The sequence below is a fragment of the Desulfovibrio faecalis genome (assembly GCF_053570625.1).
The window spans coordinates 1,371,887-1,390,057 of sequence record NZ_JBRBQR010000001.1; the positions used below are offsets into that span (position 1 = coordinate 1,371,887).

An 18,171-nucleotide genomic window follows, 5' to 3' on the forward strand; every position below is an offset into this window, starting at 1 on the left:
GGGCCGCGCATCGTCAATAGGCAAATGCCGTGTTTTTGTCTGGCATTACGAGGGGCTTTCCATAAACAGCAACAAAAGGCCCCTGCCGCCCGAAAGGGAACGGCAGGGGCTTATAGGCATGGCAGTGATAGGTGCCCTACGGCAGCAGCGGGCCGCGTGAACCGATGGTGTAAAAGTTGCGGCCCACGCGGGAGGCTCCGTTGAGCAGGGTGCTGCTCAGCCCCAGATAGTCCGTTTCGGCGCGCGAGCCGGCAAAGTCGGCGTTGGATGCCGACACAGCCGACTGGTTGCGCAGGCTCCAGGCCTGCATGTCTTGGGCGTGTGCTCTGCTTTGCCCCTGCTGCTCGGCAGAGAGAGCGTCCAGTTCGCCTTTTTCGGCGGTGTCCAGGGCTTTATCCAGTGTGGAGCCTACACCGGTTTGCGCTCCTGATGCCCCGGCCTGAGCGCGTTGCGCGCCGATGATGCGAGCCGCCTCCTGCCGCTTGGCCTGCGCGGCTTCGTATCCTGCGCGGCGTTCCTGCCGGGCGGCCTCGTCTGCCGCCTGTGCGCTCAGTTCCGCTTGCTGGGCGTTGCGGGCCGCAAGGTCGGACTGGTATTCCGTCTGCTGGCGGCGGGTTTCTGCCTGCTGCACGGCGCTCACGGTTCCGGCTGCTGCCCCGGCGAGGGCCACGGCTGCGCTGATCATGGCGGCGGTGCTGGTTGCAATGGCCATTAGCTGTCCTCCTCAATTGTTCCTGCGGCCTTGGCTGGCGCTGGCGGCAGGGTTTTGTGCCAGATGGTCTCCGTGGGCTGCGCTCCAAGGCGGCGGTAGAGCGCATGGCAGGGGCGGGACGCTGGCGAACTGTACTGCACAAGGCTCACGCCGCGCGCGGCAAGGGCCGACTCCGCGTGGCGCAGCAGCCGCAGGGCAAACAGGCCGCCGCGTGCGCCAGGGGCAAGATACAGCCCGTCCAGAGCCGCCAGCAGAGTTTGCGGGCAGTGCGGGCAAGACACCAGAGTAAAGGCGGCATAGCCTGCCAGTGGAGCGCCGGAAGTATTGGAGGTTGCGCCCTGATCGGTATCGGGCAGTCCGCGTGCGGCGCTTATGTGCAGCATGCCCAGCCGTTCAAGGCTGGCATAGCGTTCATGATCAAGTCGGTAACGCTGTGCGCCGTGCAGGGCGGCTTCCACCTCATCCCAGTGGGCGGCGGCGAGTTGTTCCGCTTCTGCGGCTACCTGCGAAAATATTTCTGTTGTTATGGTCAGCATGGATTGCTCCTCTTGCCGCATCAGGCAAAGGTTATGTCCAGCGTGAGCGCAAGAATGCGAAAGGGCAGGGGCCGCCGCTGCACCAGCCAGATGCTTGTCTGATTGTCCCAACCGCCGCTGGGAGCGCATGCCATGTCGCCAGAGAAGGGTTGCACGGCCTCGCCCCAGTGCTCCGGCATGAAAGGCAGGTCGTACAGTTCGTTGCGGCTGGGGCCGTATTGCCCGCCTACGCTGCGATACAGGCGTAGAGAGCAGGAACCGTAGGCCCGCCCCTGCGCCAGTGTTGTGCCGGAATTGAAGTCACCCTCAACAGGCAGAGGGGAGAGCACTGATACATACGGCAGGCCTGCCTGCACCACGGAGGCCGCGTAGGGCAGCTCTATGCGGCCATTACGCACCACGCAGCCCTCCACAGGGCTGCCGTCCGCCAGTACGGAAAGCGCGCAGCCTTCCAGATGCTCCAGGCCTTTCACGGTTGAAGCTGGCGTATCTGTGCGGATGCCAAGGCCGCAATCCACAAAATAGGCTTCGGCAATGGGCTGGCTGTCGGCCCAGACCGGGGCCAGCCGCTCGAGAAAATAGCGCGTCCGGCCTGCAATGGTGCGGCGCACCACAAGGGCCAGCGCGTCGCCGTCCTGATCCGCCACTGTTGCGGCAGAAATAACCTCGCCGTCTGTCACATGGCGCGACCATCCCCAGATGTCGTGCTCCTTCATGTAGGTAAAACCCAGCAGCAGGCCGTCATCGCGCACGCACCAGATGGTTGAGCCGGGGGTCTGCTGATAGGCCCACTGTTTGATGGTGTGCCCCTCAAACAGGTGAGGCGCAAGAATGGAAAGATCGTTGCCAGAATAGCCGTCTTTTTCCAGCGAATAGAAAAGATCGCGCACTCGCGAGCCGTGGCGCTGCACATGCAGCACCGAGTTGCCGATGATGATGGGTGCAAGCCCCGCGCTGCCCCAGTACGACTGGGCGGTGATGCTGACCTTCTGGGGCGTGATGGCCGATCCATCGCCGCCGCTGGCCTTGTATTCGCTACCGGAGGTGCCCACCAGAAGATCGCCGAAGCTGGCAACCCAGGTTACAGAGTCTATGGAGCCGGAGGCGATGAGGTATTCCACCGGATCATCATCCTGCAAGGGGCGCGACTTGCGGAAGGATTCAAAATCTCCAGTGCGAGACATGTAAAATGCCTGCGGCGTGCCGGGGGTGGCGGCAAGCACCATGCGCTGCTGGTGAAAGGCCACCACGCCGGGATTGTTGTTGTCGGCAAAAGGATTCCAGTCTTCGCGAGGCGTGTCTGTGGTGTCGGCCTTGTAGTTCTGGTCGCTGAAACTGGTGCCGGAGGCAACGCCGATAAATCCGAAGTAGCCCGCTTCCTCGCGGTAAACGTTATATTCCGCAGCGCCTTGAACGGCAGGCCAGCTTATGGTTGTGCTGTTGCCCACCACCCAGTCGGAGGGGTGCCGCGCCCCTTTGCATTCACCTGCTGGCGAGGCGAGGGACTGCCTGCCGTTGCCATCCACCGCCGCCACATTGTACCGCAGGGTGTATGAACCGCCGCTGCCAGTAAAGGCCAGCGTGGGTGCGGCGGGGACGGGCAGGGATGTGTTCAGTTTTACCTGTTCCAGGCTCCAGGTATAGTTTCCACCCGGTGCGTCGCGCCGCACTATTTTGTGCAGCGGATATTTCTGGTGGGCCAGATAGACCACATCACCCACCTGCGCGTGGCAGAGCGAAAGCAGATCTTCCGCCGCATAGGGGGTCGCCATGACAGGTGCCGTGGAGAATCCGGCAACTGTAGCAATGCGCAGGGTTTTTTCGCCAAAAACCAGAAGAAAATTCTGGCTTGGATGCGCGCTGAAGGTGAAGGGGAGCAACACGGAATACGCCCCAAGCTCAGCCAGAAAGCGGGTGCCGGGCCGTCTGGCCACGTCACCGTGCAGGCCGGGGAGCATGTTTTCCATGCAGGCAACGCAGTTGCGGTATCGGGAAAGGTCATACCGGGCCGAGAGCGTGGGCGATATTTCGCCGCCGGTAAAGTTTTGCAGGGCTATGCGCATGACTGTTCCGTCTGCAAAATGTCAGGAGTATCCGGCCAGGGGGTAGCCTCGCCGCCGCCATCCCACGGCGCGCCCGGCTGTTCGGGCAGGGCGCGCAGGGCGGCCCGGTATGTCTTGACAAGCGCCAGATTGTCCGCGCGGATAGGGTAGTCGGCCAGCAGATACTTGTCCGTAGCTGCAAGCCGCACATCACGAGCGGCGCGCAGGGATTCAAAGATAGCTTCCGCAGGCCGTGGCGGTTCTTCCCCGGCCTTATACGGCTTGCCGTCCCATCCGCGCGCCACCTCATAATCCACCAACGTGCTGCCGGGGAATGGCTGCGCGTCCCACATCTCAATATCACCAGCGGCATTTTTAATTACGTATGTAGACATCAAAATGCCCCCTCATCGTAAGTGAACTGTGCCGCCAGACCGTTTGGCATATTCCCTTCAACAAAGACTGGATCATTTTTACGAACCGGAACCTCAATAATGCAAGTCTGCGACGCGCCAGATGCCCACACTATATGGTCAAACGTATATGAGGCTCGTGACCCGCGTAAATATTGTCCAGCTGCAGTGGATATTCCCACAAGTTTTATACAACCACTAGCAGGTGCTGCTGCTGTCCACTGACCATAACCGGGAAATACAATTGAAATTGCACGCTGGCTAAGCTTAGCGTAGTTCGCCACCTTGCCGGAGCCTGCTGCCGTAAGGTTATCCATATCCAGGTTGGCCTTGCCCGCCAGGCCTGCCATGTAATTCGACCAGTCGAACACGCTGGCGCTGTTCTGCGCGGATGCCAGAACGACAAAATGCCGCAGGCGTACCTGTTCATCGGTGACTGTGGTGGAGTTGCCGTAGATAGCACTACTTCGTGACAAGTCCACGGACACTACAGAGGCCTCCCCACCCCCACCTGCAAATCTGGTAGTTTCGCTTGCCTGCGCAAAAATTCCAGAATGAACACTATAGTTTGTGCCGGAATCACGCCCAAAGATATAACCCAAGGTACCCGTTGCGTTAGGCAACCCGGCCTTGACGCTCTTACCCAGCTCTGTGGAACTGGCGGCATGCGTGATGGAATCGCCGTTTTTCAGCAGCGGCACCTTGAACTTTTGGGCTGTGGTGTCCAATGCGAATTTGGCGCAGTTGCCCGTCAAAGCCACCTGGGCGGCGAAGGCGGCATATGTGCAGGTGAGCAGTTTGCCGCCAGCAAGATACGTGTCGTAAAACTCCCTGAACTGCTCACGCGTGTACTCGCAGCCATCGGCCGGAACAGTGCCGTTGGGCACGTAGCCCTCTGCCGCCATCACGCTCATAATGCTGCCGATCAGGATTGTGCTGATGGCGGTGATGCCTTGCTCCGCAGCATCCAGCCGCGCATCCTGCCGGGTGTTTTTTGCTTCCGCGTCTGCCATGCGGCTGAGCAAGTTGTCCGGCACGGCCTGTTGCGCCGCATATGCGGCAGTTTGGGCAGTCTGGGCGCTTGCCGCTGCAATATCAGCCTGTGCAGTGGCGGCGCTCACGCTTGCTTCTGCCGCTTCGGCCACCGTTTGAGCGGCTGTGGCTGCGCTCGCCGCTGCGTCAGCGGCAAAGTGCTCGGCGGTGGTGGCATTTTGGGCTGCTGCATCACGGCTGGCATAGATGGATGCAACCACTTCTTCCGGCGATTTGCCGCTGGTGGCAGGCATAATGACAGCGCGTGCGAGTTTTTCGTTCAGTTGCTGAAGTTCCGCCGTGGCCTGATCCAGCCCGTCTTCTATGACTTGCGGATCAAAGCGTGAGGCAGATATGAGGTCTATGCCCTGCGCAAAGGGCATGTTGCGTACTATGGCAAGCCGCCAGCCTGCGGGCAGGGGCGCTCCATTGTGCAGATAGGTCACGGTGCCGCCGCTCTCGCCGATGCTGGCTGTCCAGCCCTGGGCAGGGGAGGTTTCCGCTTTGGGCGATGTGATGCTGATGTTAAGCTGGTCTGTGCTCCAGACCTTGAAGGCAAAGGGAAAGGATGTTGCTGCGCCATTGCCTTCATACACGGCGCGGCTGGGGCTGTATGGCAGGGTCATACCTCGCTCCTTGCGGGTTTTGCTGTGATTGCTGGGCGCGTTCAGCGCACGGCAAGCCAGGGGTCTTCCACAGGGCGGTCACTGCGTTCAGACGCGGCGGCGCTGCGGGCCGGGGGCAGGCTTGCGGCGTAGAGTTGCTCCAGCTCGGCTGCCTTCTGGCTGCTGCCTTTAAGCAATGGGGCTGCTATGAGAGCTGCCAGCTTGCGGGCCAGCATGTGCGCGAAGAGGTCATCAAAAAGGCGACTGTTGCGCACATCTTCCGTGTACAGGGCAAGGGCGCGCGCTGCATCGGTGAGCAGCAGCGAGCCATCGCCCGCAGCATTCTGCGCAAGGCAGAAGGGGCGGGCCGTAATGCCCTCGTGGCGCACCTCGTGCACCTTGAGGCAGTCATCGGGCAGGGCGTAGGCAAAACGGAATTCCGGCGCATAGCCTTCGGGCAGCGGCACAAGGGCCATCCATGTTCTGCGCTGGGCAAAACTCCAGGGAAAATCGCGCAGCACCTGTCGCCGGGCGGAATCCCAATACAGGCGGCATTGCAGGGCCTCTGGCGTATTTTCCTGCTCCGAGGCAACACTGCGCGTCCCCAGAAAGCCCAACGCGCGGTTCCACACGCTTATCTGGCTGATGGTCATGGCAGTTCCTGTGATGAAGTGGAGAAAAAGCCTCCAGCCTGCCCCGCAGGGGGCCGGAGGCTGTAGACTGACGGGCTGTGTTTTAGCCAGCCATGATGGCAGATTCGTAGGGCAGGTCTTCCTCCCGCGTGAGGGCGGCAAAGATGCGTCCCTTGCTTACTGTTTTACCGTCAACGGGCGTGACGGCGAAGGTCAGACGCAGCCAGCTCTTGCGCACGCCCTGGGGCAAAAATCGCAGGTAAGGGCGCGCGCCAAGGCCGAGGCCGGGAGCTTCCGTCGGGTTGTGCACCGTCACCGAAGCGCCGGGAACGGCAGACCAGGGGCCGTCGGCGTGATCCGCCTCCTCCATGCAGATGGTGAGGCTTTGCGTTTCAGCCGGGGCAAAAGCTTCGGTAACAGAAAGCCGCAGGGGCATGGGCTCCATGCGCCCGGGAAGCTTCAGGCCGGTAAGGGCCACAGGCTGTCCCGTGGCGTTGGCGGTAAGGGGGCCTTCAAAAAACACGGAATTGCGGTCGATAATAGCCATGAAAACTCCTTTGGCGGAATAGGTGAAGAGCAGCGAAAAAAGGGCTGGGTACTGCGCGGAAGCTCCGGCAAGGGCTTCCGCGCGTTACAAAAGATTGTGGCTAGGCCACCACGCCTTCGCTGGAGAGCACGGCGTCGCACTGGCGCACGGGGCGACCATGCAGCACAGGCACGGCCTTGGAGTCAAAAAATTCGCCGTACTGCAACTGCACGTTGCCCGCATCGGAATTCTGCAACTCAAGGGCGGTGAGCACGTCGGCATTGGCATACCACACGGCCTTTTGGCGCAGGTGTTGGGGCATGAGGTTCTTGGCCTCGATGGTCAGCTTTTGCATATCCACAAAGCCGCTCTGCCCCTTGCGCTTGCCGAGAGAGGCCACGGGCAGGTTGGCGATGCGCACGATGCCGCGCCAGTCGCGCACGGCAAGGCCGCAACGCCAGTTGTATTTGTCGCCCACCACCTGATATTTGCGGCCGTCCGGGTCCTGAGCCATGTAGGTTTTGAGGTCTTCGTGCGAGAGGCCGCCGTTGCTCTCCTTGGGGTAGACGCCATGCACCGACTGCGCGCCCCAAGAGACAAGCCACAGGGAGGTGCAGCCGTTCTCGTCGCGCCCGCCCGCATCGAGCACGTTTTTGGCGTCCAGCGCGGGATAGCGCATGGCAAGGCCGTTGAATTCATCAGGATTCAGATTGCTGTTGCCGTAAAAGAGGGTGGTGGCCACTTTCTGGCGCATGGCTTCGGCAAAGGCCACGCCTTCGCTCATGCGAAAGGCTTTGTCGCGGCTGCCGTAGAGGCGCAGTTCTTCCACGTCCAGTTCCATGATGGCTTCAAGGATACCGCAACCTTCCTTGACCTGGCTCCACTGCGACTTGGAGGGCGGCGTGCCCTGATACAGCCTGCGCCAGTAAACTTCGGGCAGCCCGGTGCGGATGCGGGTGAGGTGGCCGTCGCTCTGGTTGGATTCCATCCAGAGCACATCGTCCATGATGTCGTTGGTTTTGTTCATCAGTTCGATGATCTGCCCGGCCTTGTCGCCACGGTAGAACTGCTCCATCTCGGCCAGGGACACCACCAAACCCATGGAATTAGCCATAATACCCTCGTCTGTTTGCAGGTTGCTCAAAAAATTTTGTTGCTGGGCCATGCTACTTGCAGGGGCGTAAATCAGATGCTTCCACTACGCGAACTCCAGCCCGCGTACATGCGCTCTTCAAGCGGCGGCATGGAGCCGCCCGCTTGTCCCTGCACCAGCCCATCCTCCATGAGGGCATCGGCAAGTCGGTTGAAAAAGCGCAGCACGTCAGGGTTGTTGCCGTAGCCGGTCTGTTCCAGCAGTTGGCCGATGCGCTTGCTTTCATCAAACCGGTCAAGAGCAAGCTGGGCGCGGGCAACAGTGGCGGGCAGGTTTGCGCCGCCGATCTGCGGGTCTTCCGTGGCCTCCTTGCGCCATTTGTTGACCTGCTCCTGCCACTGGTGGCGCTGGCCTGCCTCATGCTCGCGCAGGCGCTGGGCGAAGGGGTCAGCCTGTGGATGGGTCTGTGACTTGGCCTGTTCATTCGCCTGGGCGGGATTTTCTGTGCCAGCGGCAGTCGGTGGCGTTGCGGCGGCAGGGGCGGTGCCGCCTGTTCCTCCATTGCTCTGGTCTGCGCCGGACAAACCGTTCGCAGAGGAAAAGGCGTTTTCGGCAGTGGAGGAAGCCTCAGAAGGTGTCGAGATCATGAGCATCGTTCTCCTTGGTTTGCAGCAGCTTGGGCAAATGCCCGGGGTTTGCCTGTTGCATGAGGCGCATAAGGCGCATGCCGATCATGCGTTGGCCCTCTGCGTAAAAAAGGCGTGCGCTTTGGCAGGATTCGGGTGCATTGCCCACATCCTCGGCACTGAAGTTGCGGCACAGATGCAGCAGCCAGCGCAGCAGTACGCGGCCCTGAGGCTGGGCCATTAGCGCGTCCACTGCGGCTCGCATGGCCGCATCGAACGTCTGGGCGCGGTTGGCGGTATGCTGATGCGCTTGTTGTTTGACCTGTTCATATGGGGCAAAAACATCCATCACCGATGTTCCTCCGGTTTTGCGCCCTGAGGCTCGTCCCGCTGCGCCGCCTGTCCTGTTGCCTGTGCCTTTTTCGTATGTTCAGCGCGGGCAAGTCCTCCCGGCAGGGCATTGCGCAGCAGCCGCGTGATGCCGTCCAGCACGCTGCCCTGTTTGCCGTCCGGGCCGGAAAGCGGGCTTTGCGAGAGCTGGCGCACCATATCCACCCCCTTGCCAAGGGCTTCTGTGATGGCCTGCGTCTGGGCGGCATCAGCCCTGGCGGCGCGCAACTGCTGGCGTTCCTCCGGCGAGCGCGTGAGGCTCACGGGCAGGCCCAGACTTTCCGCATAACTATCCAGCAGATGATCCACATTGAGGGTGTCCAGGGCTTCGGGCCAAGCGCTGGACGCCTTGAGGGTCAGGGCCATGTACTGGTCTGCCGCATTGATGCCCACCAGCTTCTGGGCCTGCGCCAGCAGGGATACAAACTCCACGCGCAGGCGGCGGCCCGCCAGCTCTGGCGGGCACGGCGGCAGCATGTCCAGATCGCGCATGCATTCAAAGGTGCGGTCCATGAGCGGAATGAACAGCTCATCGTGCAGGCGCTCCAGCACAGGGCCAACGAGCACCAGCTTTTCCTCCTCCCGCGCTGCGATTTCGCTGGCTGTTACACCGCTGCGTCCGTCAAGGATGAGCTTGAAGAGGTCGTTGTACAGCCCCTTGCGTATCTGATCCTGAACCGACTCCATGGCCTTTCGTGCGGTGGCGAGGTCGGGGTTTATCTGCAACAGGGGCGTTGCCGCCTGAGGGCTTTGACCCGGCGCGCTGTCCACGTAGTTGACGCCGCCGGGGGTGAGATCAAGCCCTACGGAGCGCAGGCCCGCAGCTACGCTCATGGGCGGGTCAACCGCCTTGTGGATGGCCTTGAGCGTAGTGACGCCCATCTGTTGCAGCATGCGGCAGTCGGGCAGGGCGTCCATGGCGGGCGAACGCCCGTACACATCGTTGCCCGCCACATCCCAGCGCGGGCCAAAGCCCGGGAAGGAGCGAAAGCCTGAAACCTTAAGGGCATGGCGGTTGCCGTCGTGTCCTTCCAGCCAGTAGACGGAAGCAACGGGCATGCGGCTTGCGTCAGCCAGCCCGTGCTGCGTGTTTTCGCGCGGATAGACTGCCTGAATGACGTTGCGCCGCTCCTCGGGATTGCGACGGGCCGCCTCGCGCAGGGTTTCGGGCAAGGCCGAGGGGCCGAATGCCTGAACGATCTGGCGCAGGGTCATGGCGCTGCGGCGGAACACCGTGTCCACCCGCCGCGTTGCATCGCAGTCCAGCGCGTACTCTCCCGCGCACAAGGGGATAAAGCGGAAGCCGTGCTGTGGGTCGGCCAGCTCAAAAACAAAGGCCGTGCCAAAGGTGCCCAGCTCGCCATACATGGTGTGCATGGCATTGTAGAAGTTTGACCGTTGAAACACGGTGCGCATCCGGTTGGCGACTTCGTCCAGCCATGCCTGACCGGGGCGGCTGCGGGCCAGATCTGCATCGTCAAGGCTCAGCCGGAACCACGGCCTTGCCGGGCTGGTGAGGCCGCCCTGAAGGCCCGCCGCCAGCGTACGCATGGCCAGAATGCCAGTGGCGTCCACAAGCCCCCGGTTGAGCATGGGGCCTTCTTCCGCCGCGTCCACCTGCGGATTCAGACGGCAGCGCGTGGGCAAAAAATGATCCGCCAGGCTTTGCCATGCCGCGTCCCAGGGGGCACGACGCCGCAACAGGGCATCGTGCCGCCGGGAAAGGGCCTGTACGTCCACAGCATATTGCGCGGCGTTCTGTTCGGAACTCTGAGGGGCGGGCTGCCCCTCAGGCGCGATGCTGTTCTGGGTGTGTGCGGCCACGCTACTGCCCCAGCAGGGTTTTGCGCGTTGCATCAGCGCGGTTGAGCGGGCTGGTGTACACAGAACCGTTGATGCCAGCCGCCTTGGCGGCTTTGTCTTTCTGGTTCTGGCGCGCCGCCGTGGCGGCCTCGGTTACGGGTTTTTCCACTTCCTGCTTGGGAACGGGCGCAACTGCGGGCACATCGGGCGTGCCGCCTCCTCCAAATCCCATGACGTTCTCCTTATGTTGAATGATTGCAGACAAGTCCTGCGGTGTGCAGAGCACCAGTACGCCGTCCACCCATGTTTTTTTGCGGGTATGCAGACATGCGCCGGGCAAGCGCCCGAGCACGCGAAATCCGCAGGCTTCGGCAAGCCTCCAGGCATGGCGGTTGGGGGCCGGGCAAAGCCCCATAACTGCGGAGCAGTCGAGGTTTGCAAAAGCCCAGCTCAAGCCCCCGTGCGCCATGGGCACTGCCAGCCGCGCCCATTGACGAAAGGTGGTGAAATCAAACTCCCACACCCGCCCCCTGCGGGGACTGAACATGGCGCAGGCCAGCAATGGGGCCGGGGTGGACGCGTAAGCAGAGGCGGCTTCCGGCGGCGGGCCGTAACAGCCCAGCAAAACGCCTCTTTCCGGCGCGGTGATTGTCTGCCACTGGGCCAGCGTGGGCTTGAGCAGGGAACTCATGGCGCTGGCTGTGAGGCCTTCGTCCTCCATGCGTTCAAAAACGGTATCGCGGGCGTGTTGATCCACAATGGGGGCGTAGGTATAGCGCATCAGCGTCCTCCAAAAAAATCGTAGTCAGTGCGGGCGCGGCGCGCGCCAGAGGCTGTTTCCTGCTGCGGGCGAAAGCCCGTAACTGCGTACCGCAGGGCGTCTGCCGCGTGGCTTGCCCAGTCGTGCAAGGGGCCGGAGCCAGCCTGCGCGGCCTGCGAGCCTTGCGCGGAGCCAGCCTTCCAGCGCCGCCTGTATGCCCGCAGGGCCTTTACGCCTTGGGCGCAGGCTGCCGCATCAAACCAGAAGCGCGGCAACTGGCGGCGCAGGGCGTCTATGCCGTCAGCCAGCGAAAGAGCCGGGGCCAGGGTAAAGCGTATGCCCAGTTGGGCGGCGCTTTCCCAGCGGCTCAGCCCGGTGCCCAGTTCGCGCACTCGGATGTCGTGCGGGGCAATGTGGGTGCCGTAAACAAATCCGCGTCCGGCAATGGTTCCATCTGGGAGATTTGGGGCCGTTGTTTCTGCTGTTTCGGCAGGGCGGGCTTTGGCGGCCAGCACCTGCGCGTAGTGCGCCAACCCCTCGCCGGAAGCTTCGTAGTAGTCGAGGATGCGCCAGCAGCCCGATGGCTCCACCTGAAAAAACCAGATGGCCGTGGCGTCATCCATGCCCAGATCCCATGCTGTATGCACGGGAAGCTCCGGAGCGTGGGGCAGGGGGCGGATACGCCCCTCGCGTTCTGCTGTATCCAGCAGGGGCGCGTAGTAAGCGCCGCGCACGGCCGCTGCAAAAGAGCACTCGAATTCCTGAAGATACTCGGCCTCATCCATGCCCCGGCGCGCCGCTGCCAGCTCCTGCTGCGGCAGGTAACCGGTTTCGGAAGCAGGAAAACGGAAACGCGACCAGATGCCTTCTTCATCAGCGCCTGCCTGCTGCCACACGTCATAGAGCAGGTTGTCCGTGCCTTGAGGCGTGCCGCAGAAAAGCGCGCGGCCCTGACGGTCGGCCAGCATGGGGCGCAGCACCTGCGTCCATACTTCGCGGGGCATGTCTGCCGGCTCGTCCAGCACCAGATCATCCAGATACAGGCCGCGCAGGGCTTGCGCGTTTTCCGTTCCCAGCAGGCGTATGCGGCCCCCGGTGGGCAGCACGCAGACAAGCTCGCTTTCCAGAAATCGCGTGCCGGGCACGGCCCCGGCAAACTGCTTGCAGTAGTCCCATGCGACCGCCTTGGCCTGCCCAAGAAAGGGCGCGGCATAGGCTGCCCGCCAGTCGTGTTTGCCCACGCGCAATGCCTGGCGCACCAGATCATTGACCGCCGCTACTGTTTTGCCAAAGCGCCTGTGGCAGAGCAGCACGCAGAAGCGGGTGCGCTCCTCATGAAAGCGCCACTGCAAAGGGCGGGGGCAGTAGGGGATAATGTGCGGCTCAGGCTGGGACATGGAAAATATCCTTGTTTTTCAAGAGAAACTGTTAGTTGCTTGAGCTGTATTGCGGCAAAGTTTTTTGCACGGGCGGTTTGCCGGATGCTCCTGACGGCTTGGATGATGTCCGGGGCGATGCTCCAGATAAATCTGTGGGCAGCCTCCCGGATGCAGCACTTGGGGGGGCGCCCCACACAACCACCATCCTGGGCGGGGCATCGGGCGAGGCTTCATCGCGCAGGGAGCGCAGAATTGCATGCAGTTCCTTTATTTCTTTGACAATATCTATACTTTTTTCCGCAATATCAGCAGCGCTAAGGGTGCTGGTGAGCAGGTCAAGACGCTGCCCAAGGCTGTCGAGCAAGGTGGAGTTGCGGCAAGAGCCTTTACGTTTTGCAGGGGGCATCAGTTGCAACCTCCCGCCGCATCGGCCCCTGCGCGGCAGGCGAAAGCCGCACCACTCTGAGGCACGAGGCGCAGACGGTCTTCCTGCCGCTCAAAGCTGTGCTCAAGCCGCTCAAGCAGCCTGTCCAAACCAGAAATTCGCACATTGAGCGCCTGAATTTCACCGCGCAGGGCCGCCAGCTCGTTGTGCAGGCCTGCTAAGTCTGCGGTATCGGGGGCGAGCCGCAGGTTTTCTTCTATGGCGCTAAGCCTGCGGGTGGTTGCGGCCTCACGCCGGGTATCGCGCTGTACGTGCAGTAGGTAGTCCTCCTGCCGTACAAAGGCCCGGCGCAGGCTCCACAAGGCCCAGGCAAACAGCCCCTGCACAAGCAAAACAAGCAGGCTTGCCCCTGTGGAAGAAAAAATGTCCATCATTACGTATCCTCCAGGCCTGTTGACCTGCTCAAAAATAAATTTTCTCAGTGGGTTGTCAGATAGCTGCGCGTATAGACCTGCCTAAAATCCCAGCCCCAGCATGCCCAGCAGCAGGGTCATGATCTGGTTCAGGGCCGAGGGCGGCAGGTGGTCGCTCCAGCCAGGAAAAAACAGGGGAATAATGATAAGTCTCCCCGCAACCTCCCAGCAGAACAGCAGGGAGAGCATCCAGCCGAGGAAGGAGCGCCACAGCCGCAAAGTGCTTGCGGGCGCGCCGCCCACCTCAGCCTCGTTGATGCGGCTTTGCGCATCGTTCTGCCGGTTGCGGTCGGGCAGTATCTTGCCCACAGCGCCAGTGATGCCGCCCAGCAGGTTCCCAAGCAGTGCCCACATGTCAGTTTGCCTCCCGTTCAAGTTCTGCAAGATACTGGGCCAGTGCCTTAACCCTGTTGCGCCAGCCTTCAAGAAACACCTTGAGGGACGGGCGACGGGCAGCCAGATCACGGTAAAAGGCATCGCGCAGGCGCAGTATCTGCCGGGCGGCAAACCACTGGAGGTTGGCCGATTCCAGGGCTTCAGCCAGTTCTGCAGTGCGCGGGCCGGGGATGCCGTCCTCGGCAATGGACCGATAGTGGTCGAGCTGGGCTTCACCAACAGAGTTCATGCCCTGCTGCAACTGGCGCACTGCCCTGGCTGGCCCCATGTTGACCGCTCCGTCGTACAAGGCCACGGCCAGAGGTAGTGGCAGGGCGGCGCAACCAAGGGCATCCCAGAAGTGCTTTTTGAACAGCGCGGCGGCCTGCTGCCTGGTGCAGGCGCGGATGTCGTCAGCGTCCACATCGCCGTCCATATCCAGATCAATGCCGTTGTACGTACAATTGGGGGTGCGTGCAGCAGAGCAGCCATCGCAGCTTCTGTGCTGGTGCAAACATTCCTGCCGGGCCTGCTGGGCAAGATCCTGCACCCAGCGCAGGGAAACCCCGTACTTGGTCAGACCGCCCGGATCAGCGGGGTGGTCTGTGAGGCCGCCTTCCCATCTGGCGGTGAAGGCGTGGGCGGTATCAAACAGATTGGGCATGATGAGGCTCCTTGGCATGGTGTCGCCGCAATCAGCGGCGTGAGGAGAACATGCCAAAAAGTCGGGCGCGCGTAAGACTGAAAGGATTCAGTAGTGTCAAAGGCGCAGGATGCGTTATTTTTGCAGATTTTTTGCGGAAAATGAGGAGTTTGTGGCAAAAAAAGCCAGCATAAACGCTGGCTTAAATTTTTTAAGGGCAGGCAGTCTGTCGCTTTTGGCTTAATTTACAGCGCATTATCGTGCTTCTGGGCAGAAATTTGCGCGGAATCGCCAAGCATCAGCAGAAGTTTAGCCTGCGGGGGAACGGAGCTTTCTTTTTTCAGAATCTGCCATACGCGGCGGTCGGACACGCCGTGACGGCGCGCCAGGCTGGACACCGCAGCCGTACTGCTTGAACCGCCCCCAGTGCTGCGTGAAAAACCTTTGACGATCTCATGTTGCCGAAGGCGGGTCACAAGAGCTGTGCAGCGGGGTACATACAGGCTTGTGCCGCCAAAAGTCGCCATGAGCTTGCGCAGGCATTTAAGGCCAAGCGTTTTGCGCAGCGGATGCGTTCTGTCCTTGGGCACATTGCGCGGTACGCGTATGCATTGCCCGCCAAAGGCGCGCAGTACCCCCCAGAACTGCTTCATGTCGTTGAGGGCTCTCCATATTTGGCGCGCATTGTCGGGCAAATGGTTGATAAGCTCGCGCCACTGTTCCTCTGTTTCAGCCATGCGCAGGGCATGGCCCCATGCGGGATTATTTTTGCGGCGCACACGCGAATCGCCCTCCGGAGCAGAAGTTTCTGCTGAAGATTTAACAAGTTCTGGCTGACTGTTATCGGGCTTTGCCGGGTCAATGGGCCTATTGGTCATGGCGCGTCTCCACAGTTTGGCAGACGCGCGCGGATATGCCGATGGCGGGCGATTCTGGCGTTGAGGACGGTGTTTGCGGGCAGATACTGAACTGCGTGGAAATTTCCTTATCCATCTGGCAGGACAGAAGGCGGATGTGTTCGATGACAAAGCGCAGAATAGGCTGCTGGATGGCGCACTCGCCAGAGTGTAAGGAATCCAGCACAGCGCTCAGGTTAGTGATGTCGTCAGGAAATGCGGACATGCTATGCTCCAAAAATAGAAAATTAAATTTAATGGGCCGTAAAATAGAAAAATCACTATTTGTGGGGATAGTCAAGGAAAAGTTTTATTTATAAGAAAAGTTTTAACAATATGAATTTATTTACATAAATTTTGAAATATGCCCAAAATAATGACTTTCATCAGCATAGATTTAAAAGTTTTCTTTGAACTTCAAGGAAAACTTGAAATTACCTAAAAACAAATATAGATGTGTACAAACAGCTCGTTTTTTTTATGAAAATATGGTCCGTGCTGGTCGGCCATCTACGGCCCCGGCACTTCAGGGCAGCAAACAACAAGGGAAAAACATGAAGAAAGCACAAGCGCCCCTGGTATCAGCTTTTGGCGCGCGTATGCGTCAGCGCAGGGAAAACTTGGGGTTGCACAAGCAGGTACTGGCAGACACGGTGGGTCTGAGCCTGACGACTATTCAGCAGTATGAGAACGGGCAGATGCCCAAGGGCAGCCATGCCGTGCGGCTTGCCGATGCCCTTGAGTGCTCGCTGGACTGGCTGCTGGCCGGGCGTGGTGATTGCGGCAACGGAATGGTGCACACGCCCGAAGCGCGGCTTATGATGGTTCCCATGGCCGAGGCCCGGCTTTCTGCCGGGACAGGAAGTTTTGAAACTGGCGGCGAGGTGTTGCGCCACTATGCCTTCAGGTGGGATTTTTTACGGCGTAAGGGCAATCCTGCGCAAATGGTGCTGTTGCGCGTCTCTGGCGACAGCATGCAGCCCCGGATTGTGAACAATGACGTGGTGCTGATAGACCAGAGCCAGCGTGAGCCAGTGCCGGGGCGCATATACGCTGTGGGCGTGGAGGATATGGTTTATCTTAAGGTGCTGGATGCCATGCCGGGCAAGCTCATACTTACCAGCATCAACCCGGATTTCGCCCCTATTGAAGCCGATACCAGTGAGCAACTGGGCGGCCTGGTGCGTATCATCGGCAGGGCCGTATGGGTAGGGCGAGAGCTGGACTGAGCCAATCAGCACGCAACGGCCACGGCTGACGCACGCAGGCTTTGCTCGTGGTTGGCGTGCAGCATAAGCGATGCCGGCAGATATCTGCCTTACCAACAGAGACTGGCAAAACAAAGCCTGAGTCTTATGGCCGGGGCAACTACGGGGTTGCGGTGGGATAGCCTGCTGTCAGTTCTTGAGGGCAACGCTGGGGGCGGCGATTTTATCCATGTCGTGTTCGCTGGCAAGGTTGCGGTTCCATGCGCGGATAGCTGCTCCCTGCGACACTGACCATTGCTGCGAGGTTTGCCCGCAAGAACAGACAACGCGCCATACCTCTTGCCTGCGCCCAGGGGGAAGCATGGATTCCAGATGGACATTGGTGCCGCCGCATACAAGGCAAGGGCGGATAGTGTGTGGATCAAGCTCTTTCATATAAGCCACCATACCAGTTTTGAAGCGGCATCACAAGGACTGCGTCTGTTAATGGAGGCACCCGTGTGAAAGACGCAGCAGAGAAATATTTTTTTTACAGGCAGGGAGGGGCATTCTTAACGTTTTACTGACGTGCACATTTGCAATGTAAGTCCGCACGCGACATGTGGCGCGTTGCATTTTTTTTAAGCACCTTTCTGGAGGAAATATGCGTTATCTGCTCGTTATGATCATGTCCCTCATGCTCGCCGCTCCGGCCTTTGCCGCAACCACCACCGATGCTCCTGCTGCTCCTCACGCTGCCCGCAAGGCCAAGGGCGTGACAAAAGTCGCTCCGGTCGATACGGTAGCCAAGGCATTGGCCGCTGCCAACAAAACCCCTGTGTCCGTTACCGGCACAATCGTGGAACCAGTGCAGGGCAAGAAAAACCGCTACGTCTTTGAAGACGGCACTGGCCGCATGACCGTAGCTCTTGGCAAAAAGGCCGCCGCTGCCGCGCACATTGAAGCCCAGAGCAAGGTTCACCTGACCGGTGTCATGGTGGTCAAGGCTGGCAAAGAAGGCGTGATGGCTGTGCGTAAGGCTGAAATGCAGCAGTAGACCGCGAAATTGCGGAAATTTCCCGATGTCCGCAGGCTGCGCCACAGTGCGCGGGCATCGGGGACTGCTTTTAAAATACCTTCTGTCTCTTGTTTTTACTCCCCGCAGTACATTAATCCATCCGGCGGCGCAGCCCGGCCTTTCTGGAGAACAGCATGCAAACAGTGCGCCCCGCCCCGTATCTTTTTTTTCTGCTCCTTGCGTTCAGCCTTGTGATCTCTATGGAATCAGCCCCGGTCGCGGCGGGTTTTGAAGGGCCAGGCGTTGCCGCCACTGTAACGCGGGCTGTTGACGTGCTGGGCGCGCAGGATGACGCACCGTGCGTTCTTGAAGGGCATCTGGTGGAAAAGCTGCCCCGCCGCAAGCACCGTTATCTGTTTGAGGATCACAGTGGACAGGTCGTTGTGGAAATCGACAACAAGATTTTTGAGCAACTGACGATCACGCCCAAGGACAAGGTGCGCCTGCAAGGCCATGTGGACTGGAACCGCAAGCGGCCCAATGAGGTGGAAGTGGATTCCATATCCGTCATGGGTCCCATAACGCCAAAGGACCTGCCTGAATCAGCGGCTCCGGCGCAAAAAACTGGCCCCGCAAGGCGCTGAT

Annotated in this window: 23 protein-coding genes; 3 read left to right on the forward strand and 20 right to left on the reverse strand. The window is 60.5% G+C overall.

Annotated features, from left to right (window positions below; translation table 11 throughout):
• Positions 1-136 precede the first annotated feature (136 nt).
• From ACUZ79_RS06045 to ACUZ79_RS06135, 19 genes are all read right to left on the reverse strand, one after another.
• Entirely contained in the window at positions 137-712 is a 576-nt protein-coding gene (locus tag ACUZ79_RS06045) for a hypothetical protein (RefSeq protein WP_449251003.1), read from the reverse strand.
• On the reverse strand, positions 712-1,248 hold the full coding sequence (locus ACUZ79_RS06050; protein ID WP_449251004.1) for a GNAT family N-acetyltransferase: 537 nt from the start codon (positions 1,246-1,248) through the stop codon (positions 712-714). Before ACUZ79_RS06050 ends, ACUZ79_RS06045 begins: the two co-directional genes overlap by 1 nt.
• 20 nt (positions 1,249-1,268) lie before the next feature.
• A complete protein-coding gene (locus ACUZ79_RS06055; RefSeq protein ID WP_449251005.1) occupies positions 1,269-3,311 on the reverse strand; it encodes a hypothetical protein in 2,043 nt (680 codons plus the stop codon).
• Positions 3,302-3,685, reverse strand: a complete 384-nt coding sequence (locus ACUZ79_RS06060) for a phage tail assembly chaperone (protein ID WP_449251006.1) — start codon at positions 3,683-3,685, stop codon at positions 3,302-3,304. Before ACUZ79_RS06060 ends, ACUZ79_RS06055 begins: the two co-directional genes overlap by 10 nt.
• Entirely contained in the window at positions 3,685-5,361 is a 1,677-nt protein-coding gene (locus ACUZ79_RS06065; RefSeq protein WP_449251007.1) for a hypothetical protein, read from the reverse strand. Before ACUZ79_RS06065 ends, ACUZ79_RS06060 begins: the two co-directional genes overlap by 1 nt.
• A gap of 41 nt (positions 5,362-5,402) precedes the next feature.
• Positions 5,403-5,993: a hypothetical protein gene (locus ACUZ79_RS06070; RefSeq protein WP_240824040.1), complete on the reverse strand. Its 591-nt coding sequence runs from the start codon at positions 5,991-5,993 to the stop codon at positions 5,403-5,405.
• 82 nt (positions 5,994-6,075) lie between these two features.
• Positions 6,076-6,519: a hypothetical protein gene (locus ACUZ79_RS06075; protein ID WP_449251008.1), complete on the reverse strand. Its 444-nt coding sequence runs from the start codon at positions 6,517-6,519 to the stop codon at positions 6,076-6,078.
• Between the two features lie 100 nt (positions 6,520-6,619).
• Positions 6,620-7,612, reverse strand: coding sequence for a major capsid protein (locus ACUZ79_RS06080; RefSeq protein ID WP_291446322.1), 993 nt, complete (start codon positions 7,610-7,612; stop codon positions 6,620-6,622).
• A gap of 71 nt (positions 7,613-7,683) precedes the next feature.
• Positions 7,684-8,238 (reverse strand): hypothetical protein, encoded by a 555-nt coding sequence (locus ACUZ79_RS06085; RefSeq protein ID WP_449251009.1) that lies wholly within the window; start codon positions 8,236-8,238, stop codon positions 7,684-7,686.
• The gene (locus tag ACUZ79_RS06090) at positions 8,219-8,566 is read right to left on the reverse strand and encodes a hypothetical protein (protein ID WP_240824045.1); all 348 of its coding nucleotides are present in this window, start codon (positions 8,564-8,566) and stop codon (positions 8,219-8,221) included. The genes ACUZ79_RS06085 and ACUZ79_RS06090 overlap by 20 nt, the downstream gene beginning before the upstream one ends.
• Positions 8,566-10,431, reverse strand: coding sequence for a portal protein (locus ACUZ79_RS06095; RefSeq protein WP_449251010.1), 1,866 nt, complete (start codon positions 10,429-10,431; stop codon positions 8,566-8,568). Before ACUZ79_RS06095 ends, ACUZ79_RS06090 begins: the two co-directional genes overlap by 1 nt.
• A 1-nt stretch (position 10,432) precedes the next feature.
• Entirely contained in the window at positions 10,433-11,191 is a 759-nt protein-coding gene (locus ACUZ79_RS06100; protein WP_449251011.1) for a GNAT family N-acetyltransferase, read from the reverse strand.
• Positions 11,191-12,567 (reverse strand): terminase large subunit domain-containing protein, encoded by a 1,377-nt coding sequence (locus ACUZ79_RS06105; protein WP_449251012.1) that lies wholly within the window; start codon positions 12,565-12,567, stop codon positions 11,191-11,193. Before ACUZ79_RS06105 ends, ACUZ79_RS06100 begins: the two co-directional genes overlap by 1 nt.
• Before the next feature lie 31 nt (positions 12,568-12,598).
• The gene (locus tag ACUZ79_RS06110) at positions 12,599-12,955 is read right to left on the reverse strand and encodes a hypothetical protein (RefSeq protein WP_240824051.1); all 357 of its coding nucleotides are present in this window, start codon (positions 12,953-12,955) and stop codon (positions 12,599-12,601) included.
• Positions 12,955-13,368 (reverse strand): DUF2730 family protein, encoded by a 414-nt coding sequence (locus ACUZ79_RS06115; RefSeq protein WP_240824052.1) that lies wholly within the window; start codon positions 13,366-13,368, stop codon positions 12,955-12,957. Before ACUZ79_RS06115 ends, ACUZ79_RS06110 begins: the two co-directional genes overlap by 1 nt.
• A gap of 81 nt (positions 13,369-13,449) precedes the next feature.
• A complete protein-coding gene (locus ACUZ79_RS06120) occupies positions 13,450-13,761 on the reverse strand; it encodes a hypothetical protein (protein ID WP_240824054.1) in 312 nt (103 codons plus the stop codon).
• A gap of 1 nt (position 13,762) precedes the next feature.
• Positions 13,763-14,446 carry a glycoside hydrolase family 108 protein gene (locus tag ACUZ79_RS06125; RefSeq protein WP_240824055.1) on the reverse strand — a complete coding sequence of 228 codons (684 nt, stop codon included), beginning with the start codon at positions 14,444-14,446 and terminating at the stop codon, positions 13,763-13,765.
• Between the two features lie 224 nt (positions 14,447-14,670).
• The gene (locus ACUZ79_RS06130; protein WP_240824057.1) at positions 14,671-15,303 is read right to left on the reverse strand and encodes a Mor transcription activator family protein; all 633 of its coding nucleotides are present in this window, start codon (positions 15,301-15,303) and stop codon (positions 14,671-14,673) included.
• Entirely contained in the window at positions 15,293-15,547 is a 255-nt protein-coding gene (locus tag ACUZ79_RS06135) for a hypothetical protein (RefSeq protein ID WP_449251013.1), read from the reverse strand. Before ACUZ79_RS06135 ends, ACUZ79_RS06130 begins: the two co-directional genes overlap by 11 nt.
• A 328-nt stretch (positions 15,548-15,875) precedes the next feature.
• Here ACUZ79_RS06135 and ACUZ79_RS06140 point away from each other — a divergent pair, with 328 nt between their 5' ends.
• Entirely contained in the window at positions 15,876-16,550 is a 675-nt protein-coding gene (locus ACUZ79_RS06140) for a S24 family peptidase (protein ID WP_022658120.1), read from the forward strand.
• Positions 16,551-16,718: 168 nt separating this feature from the next.
• Here the strand turns inward: ACUZ79_RS06140 and ACUZ79_RS06145 are convergent, their stop codons facing one another.
• Positions 16,719-16,964, reverse strand: a complete 246-nt coding sequence (locus ACUZ79_RS06145; RefSeq protein ID WP_240824060.1) for a hypothetical protein — start codon at positions 16,962-16,964, stop codon at positions 16,719-16,721.
• Positions 16,965-17,172: 208 nt separating this feature from the next.
• Between ACUZ79_RS06145 and ACUZ79_RS06150 the strand changes: the two genes are divergently transcribed.
• Together ACUZ79_RS06150 and ACUZ79_RS06155 are read left to right on the forward strand one after the other, a co-directional pair.
• Positions 17,173-17,565: a NirD/YgiW/YdeI family stress tolerance protein gene (locus ACUZ79_RS06150; RefSeq protein ID WP_240824062.1), complete on the forward strand. Its 393-nt coding sequence runs from the start codon at positions 17,173-17,175 to the stop codon at positions 17,563-17,565.
• A 155-nt stretch (positions 17,566-17,720) separates the two neighbouring features.
• On the forward strand, positions 17,721-18,170 hold the full coding sequence (locus tag ACUZ79_RS06155) for a NirD/YgiW/YdeI family stress tolerance protein (protein ID WP_449251014.1): 450 nt from the start codon (positions 17,721-17,723) through the stop codon (positions 18,168-18,170).
• Position 18,171: the final 1 nt, after the last annotated feature.

Excerpts from the sequence above, each read along its gene's own strand:
- ACUZ79_RS06045 (WP_449251003.1), bottom strand. The coding sequence starts at position 712 with ATGGCCATTGCAACCAGCACCGCCGCCATGATCAGCGCAGCCGTGGCC.
- ACUZ79_RS06135 (WP_449251013.1), bottom strand. The coding sequence starts at position 15,547 with ATGTCCGCATTTCCTGACGACATCACTAACCTGAGCGCTGTGCTGGAT.
- ACUZ79_RS06110 (WP_240824051.1), bottom strand. The coding sequence starts at position 12,955 with ATGCCCCCTGCAAAACGTAAAGGCTCTTGCCGCAACTCCACCTTGCTC.
- ACUZ79_RS06050 (WP_449251004.1), bottom strand. The coding sequence starts at position 1,248 with ATGCTGACCATAACAACAGAAATATTTTCGCAGGTAGCCGCAGAAGCG.
- ACUZ79_RS06100 (WP_449251011.1), bottom strand. The coding sequence starts at position 11,191 with ATGCGCTATACCTACGCCCCCATTGTGGATCAACACGCCCGCGATACC.
- ACUZ79_RS06085 (WP_449251009.1), bottom strand. The coding sequence starts at position 8,238 with ATGATCTCGACACCTTCTGAGGCTTCCTCCACTGCCGAAAACGCCTTT.
- ACUZ79_RS06105 (WP_449251012.1), bottom strand. The coding sequence starts at position 12,567 with ATGTCCCAGCCTGAGCCGCACATTATCCCCTACTGCCCCCGCCCTTTG.
- ACUZ79_RS06150 (WP_240824062.1), top strand. The coding sequence starts at position 17,173 with ATGCGTTATCTGCTCGTTATGATCATGTCCCTCATGCTCGCCGCTCCG.
- ACUZ79_RS06070 (WP_240824040.1), bottom strand. The coding sequence starts at position 5,993 with ATGACCATCAGCCAGATAAGCGTGTGGAACCGCGCGTTGGGCTTTCTG.
- ACUZ79_RS06090 (WP_240824045.1), bottom strand. The coding sequence starts at position 8,566 with ATGGATGTTTTTGCCCCATATGAACAGGTCAAACAACAAGCGCATCAG.
- ACUZ79_RS06155 (WP_449251014.1), top strand. The coding sequence starts at position 17,721 with ATGCAAACAGTGCGCCCCGCCCCGTATCTTTTTTTTCTGCTCCTTGCG.
- ACUZ79_RS06075 (WP_449251008.1), bottom strand. The coding sequence starts at position 6,519 with ATGGCTATTATCGACCGCAATTCCGTGTTTTTTGAAGGCCCCCTTACC.
- ACUZ79_RS06140 (WP_022658120.1), top strand. The coding sequence starts at position 15,876 with ATGAAGAAAGCACAAGCGCCCCTGGTATCAGCTTTTGGCGCGCGTATG.
- ACUZ79_RS06055 (WP_449251005.1), bottom strand. The coding sequence starts at position 3,311 with ATGCGCATAGCCCTGCAAAACTTTACCGGCGGCGAAATATCGCCCACG.
- ACUZ79_RS06065 (WP_449251007.1), bottom strand. The coding sequence starts at position 5,361 with ATGACCCTGCCATACAGCCCCAGCCGCGCCGTGTATGAAGGCAATGGC.
- ACUZ79_RS06125 (WP_240824055.1), bottom strand. The coding sequence starts at position 14,446 with ATGCCCAATCTGTTTGATACCGCCCACGCCTTCACCGCCAGATGGGAA.
- ACUZ79_RS06080 (WP_291446322.1), bottom strand. The coding sequence starts at position 7,612 with ATGGCTAATTCCATGGGTTTGGTGGTGTCCCTGGCCGAGATGGAGCAG.
- ACUZ79_RS06060 (WP_449251006.1), bottom strand. The coding sequence starts at position 3,685 with ATGTCTACATACGTAATTAAAAATGCCGCTGGTGATATTGAGATGTGG.
- ACUZ79_RS06145 (WP_240824060.1), bottom strand. The coding sequence starts at position 16,964 with ATGAAAGAGCTTGATCCACACACTATCCGCCCTTGCCTTGTATGCGGC.
- ACUZ79_RS06130 (WP_240824057.1), bottom strand. The coding sequence starts at position 15,303 with ATGACCAATAGGCCCATTGACCCGGCAAAGCCCGATAACAGTCAGCCA.
- ACUZ79_RS06115 (WP_240824052.1), bottom strand. The coding sequence starts at position 13,368 with ATGATGGACATTTTTTCTTCCACAGGGGCAAGCCTGCTTGTTTTGCTT.
- ACUZ79_RS06120 (WP_240824054.1), bottom strand. The coding sequence starts at position 13,761 with ATGTGGGCACTGCTTGGGAACCTGCTGGGCGGCATCACTGGCGCTGTG.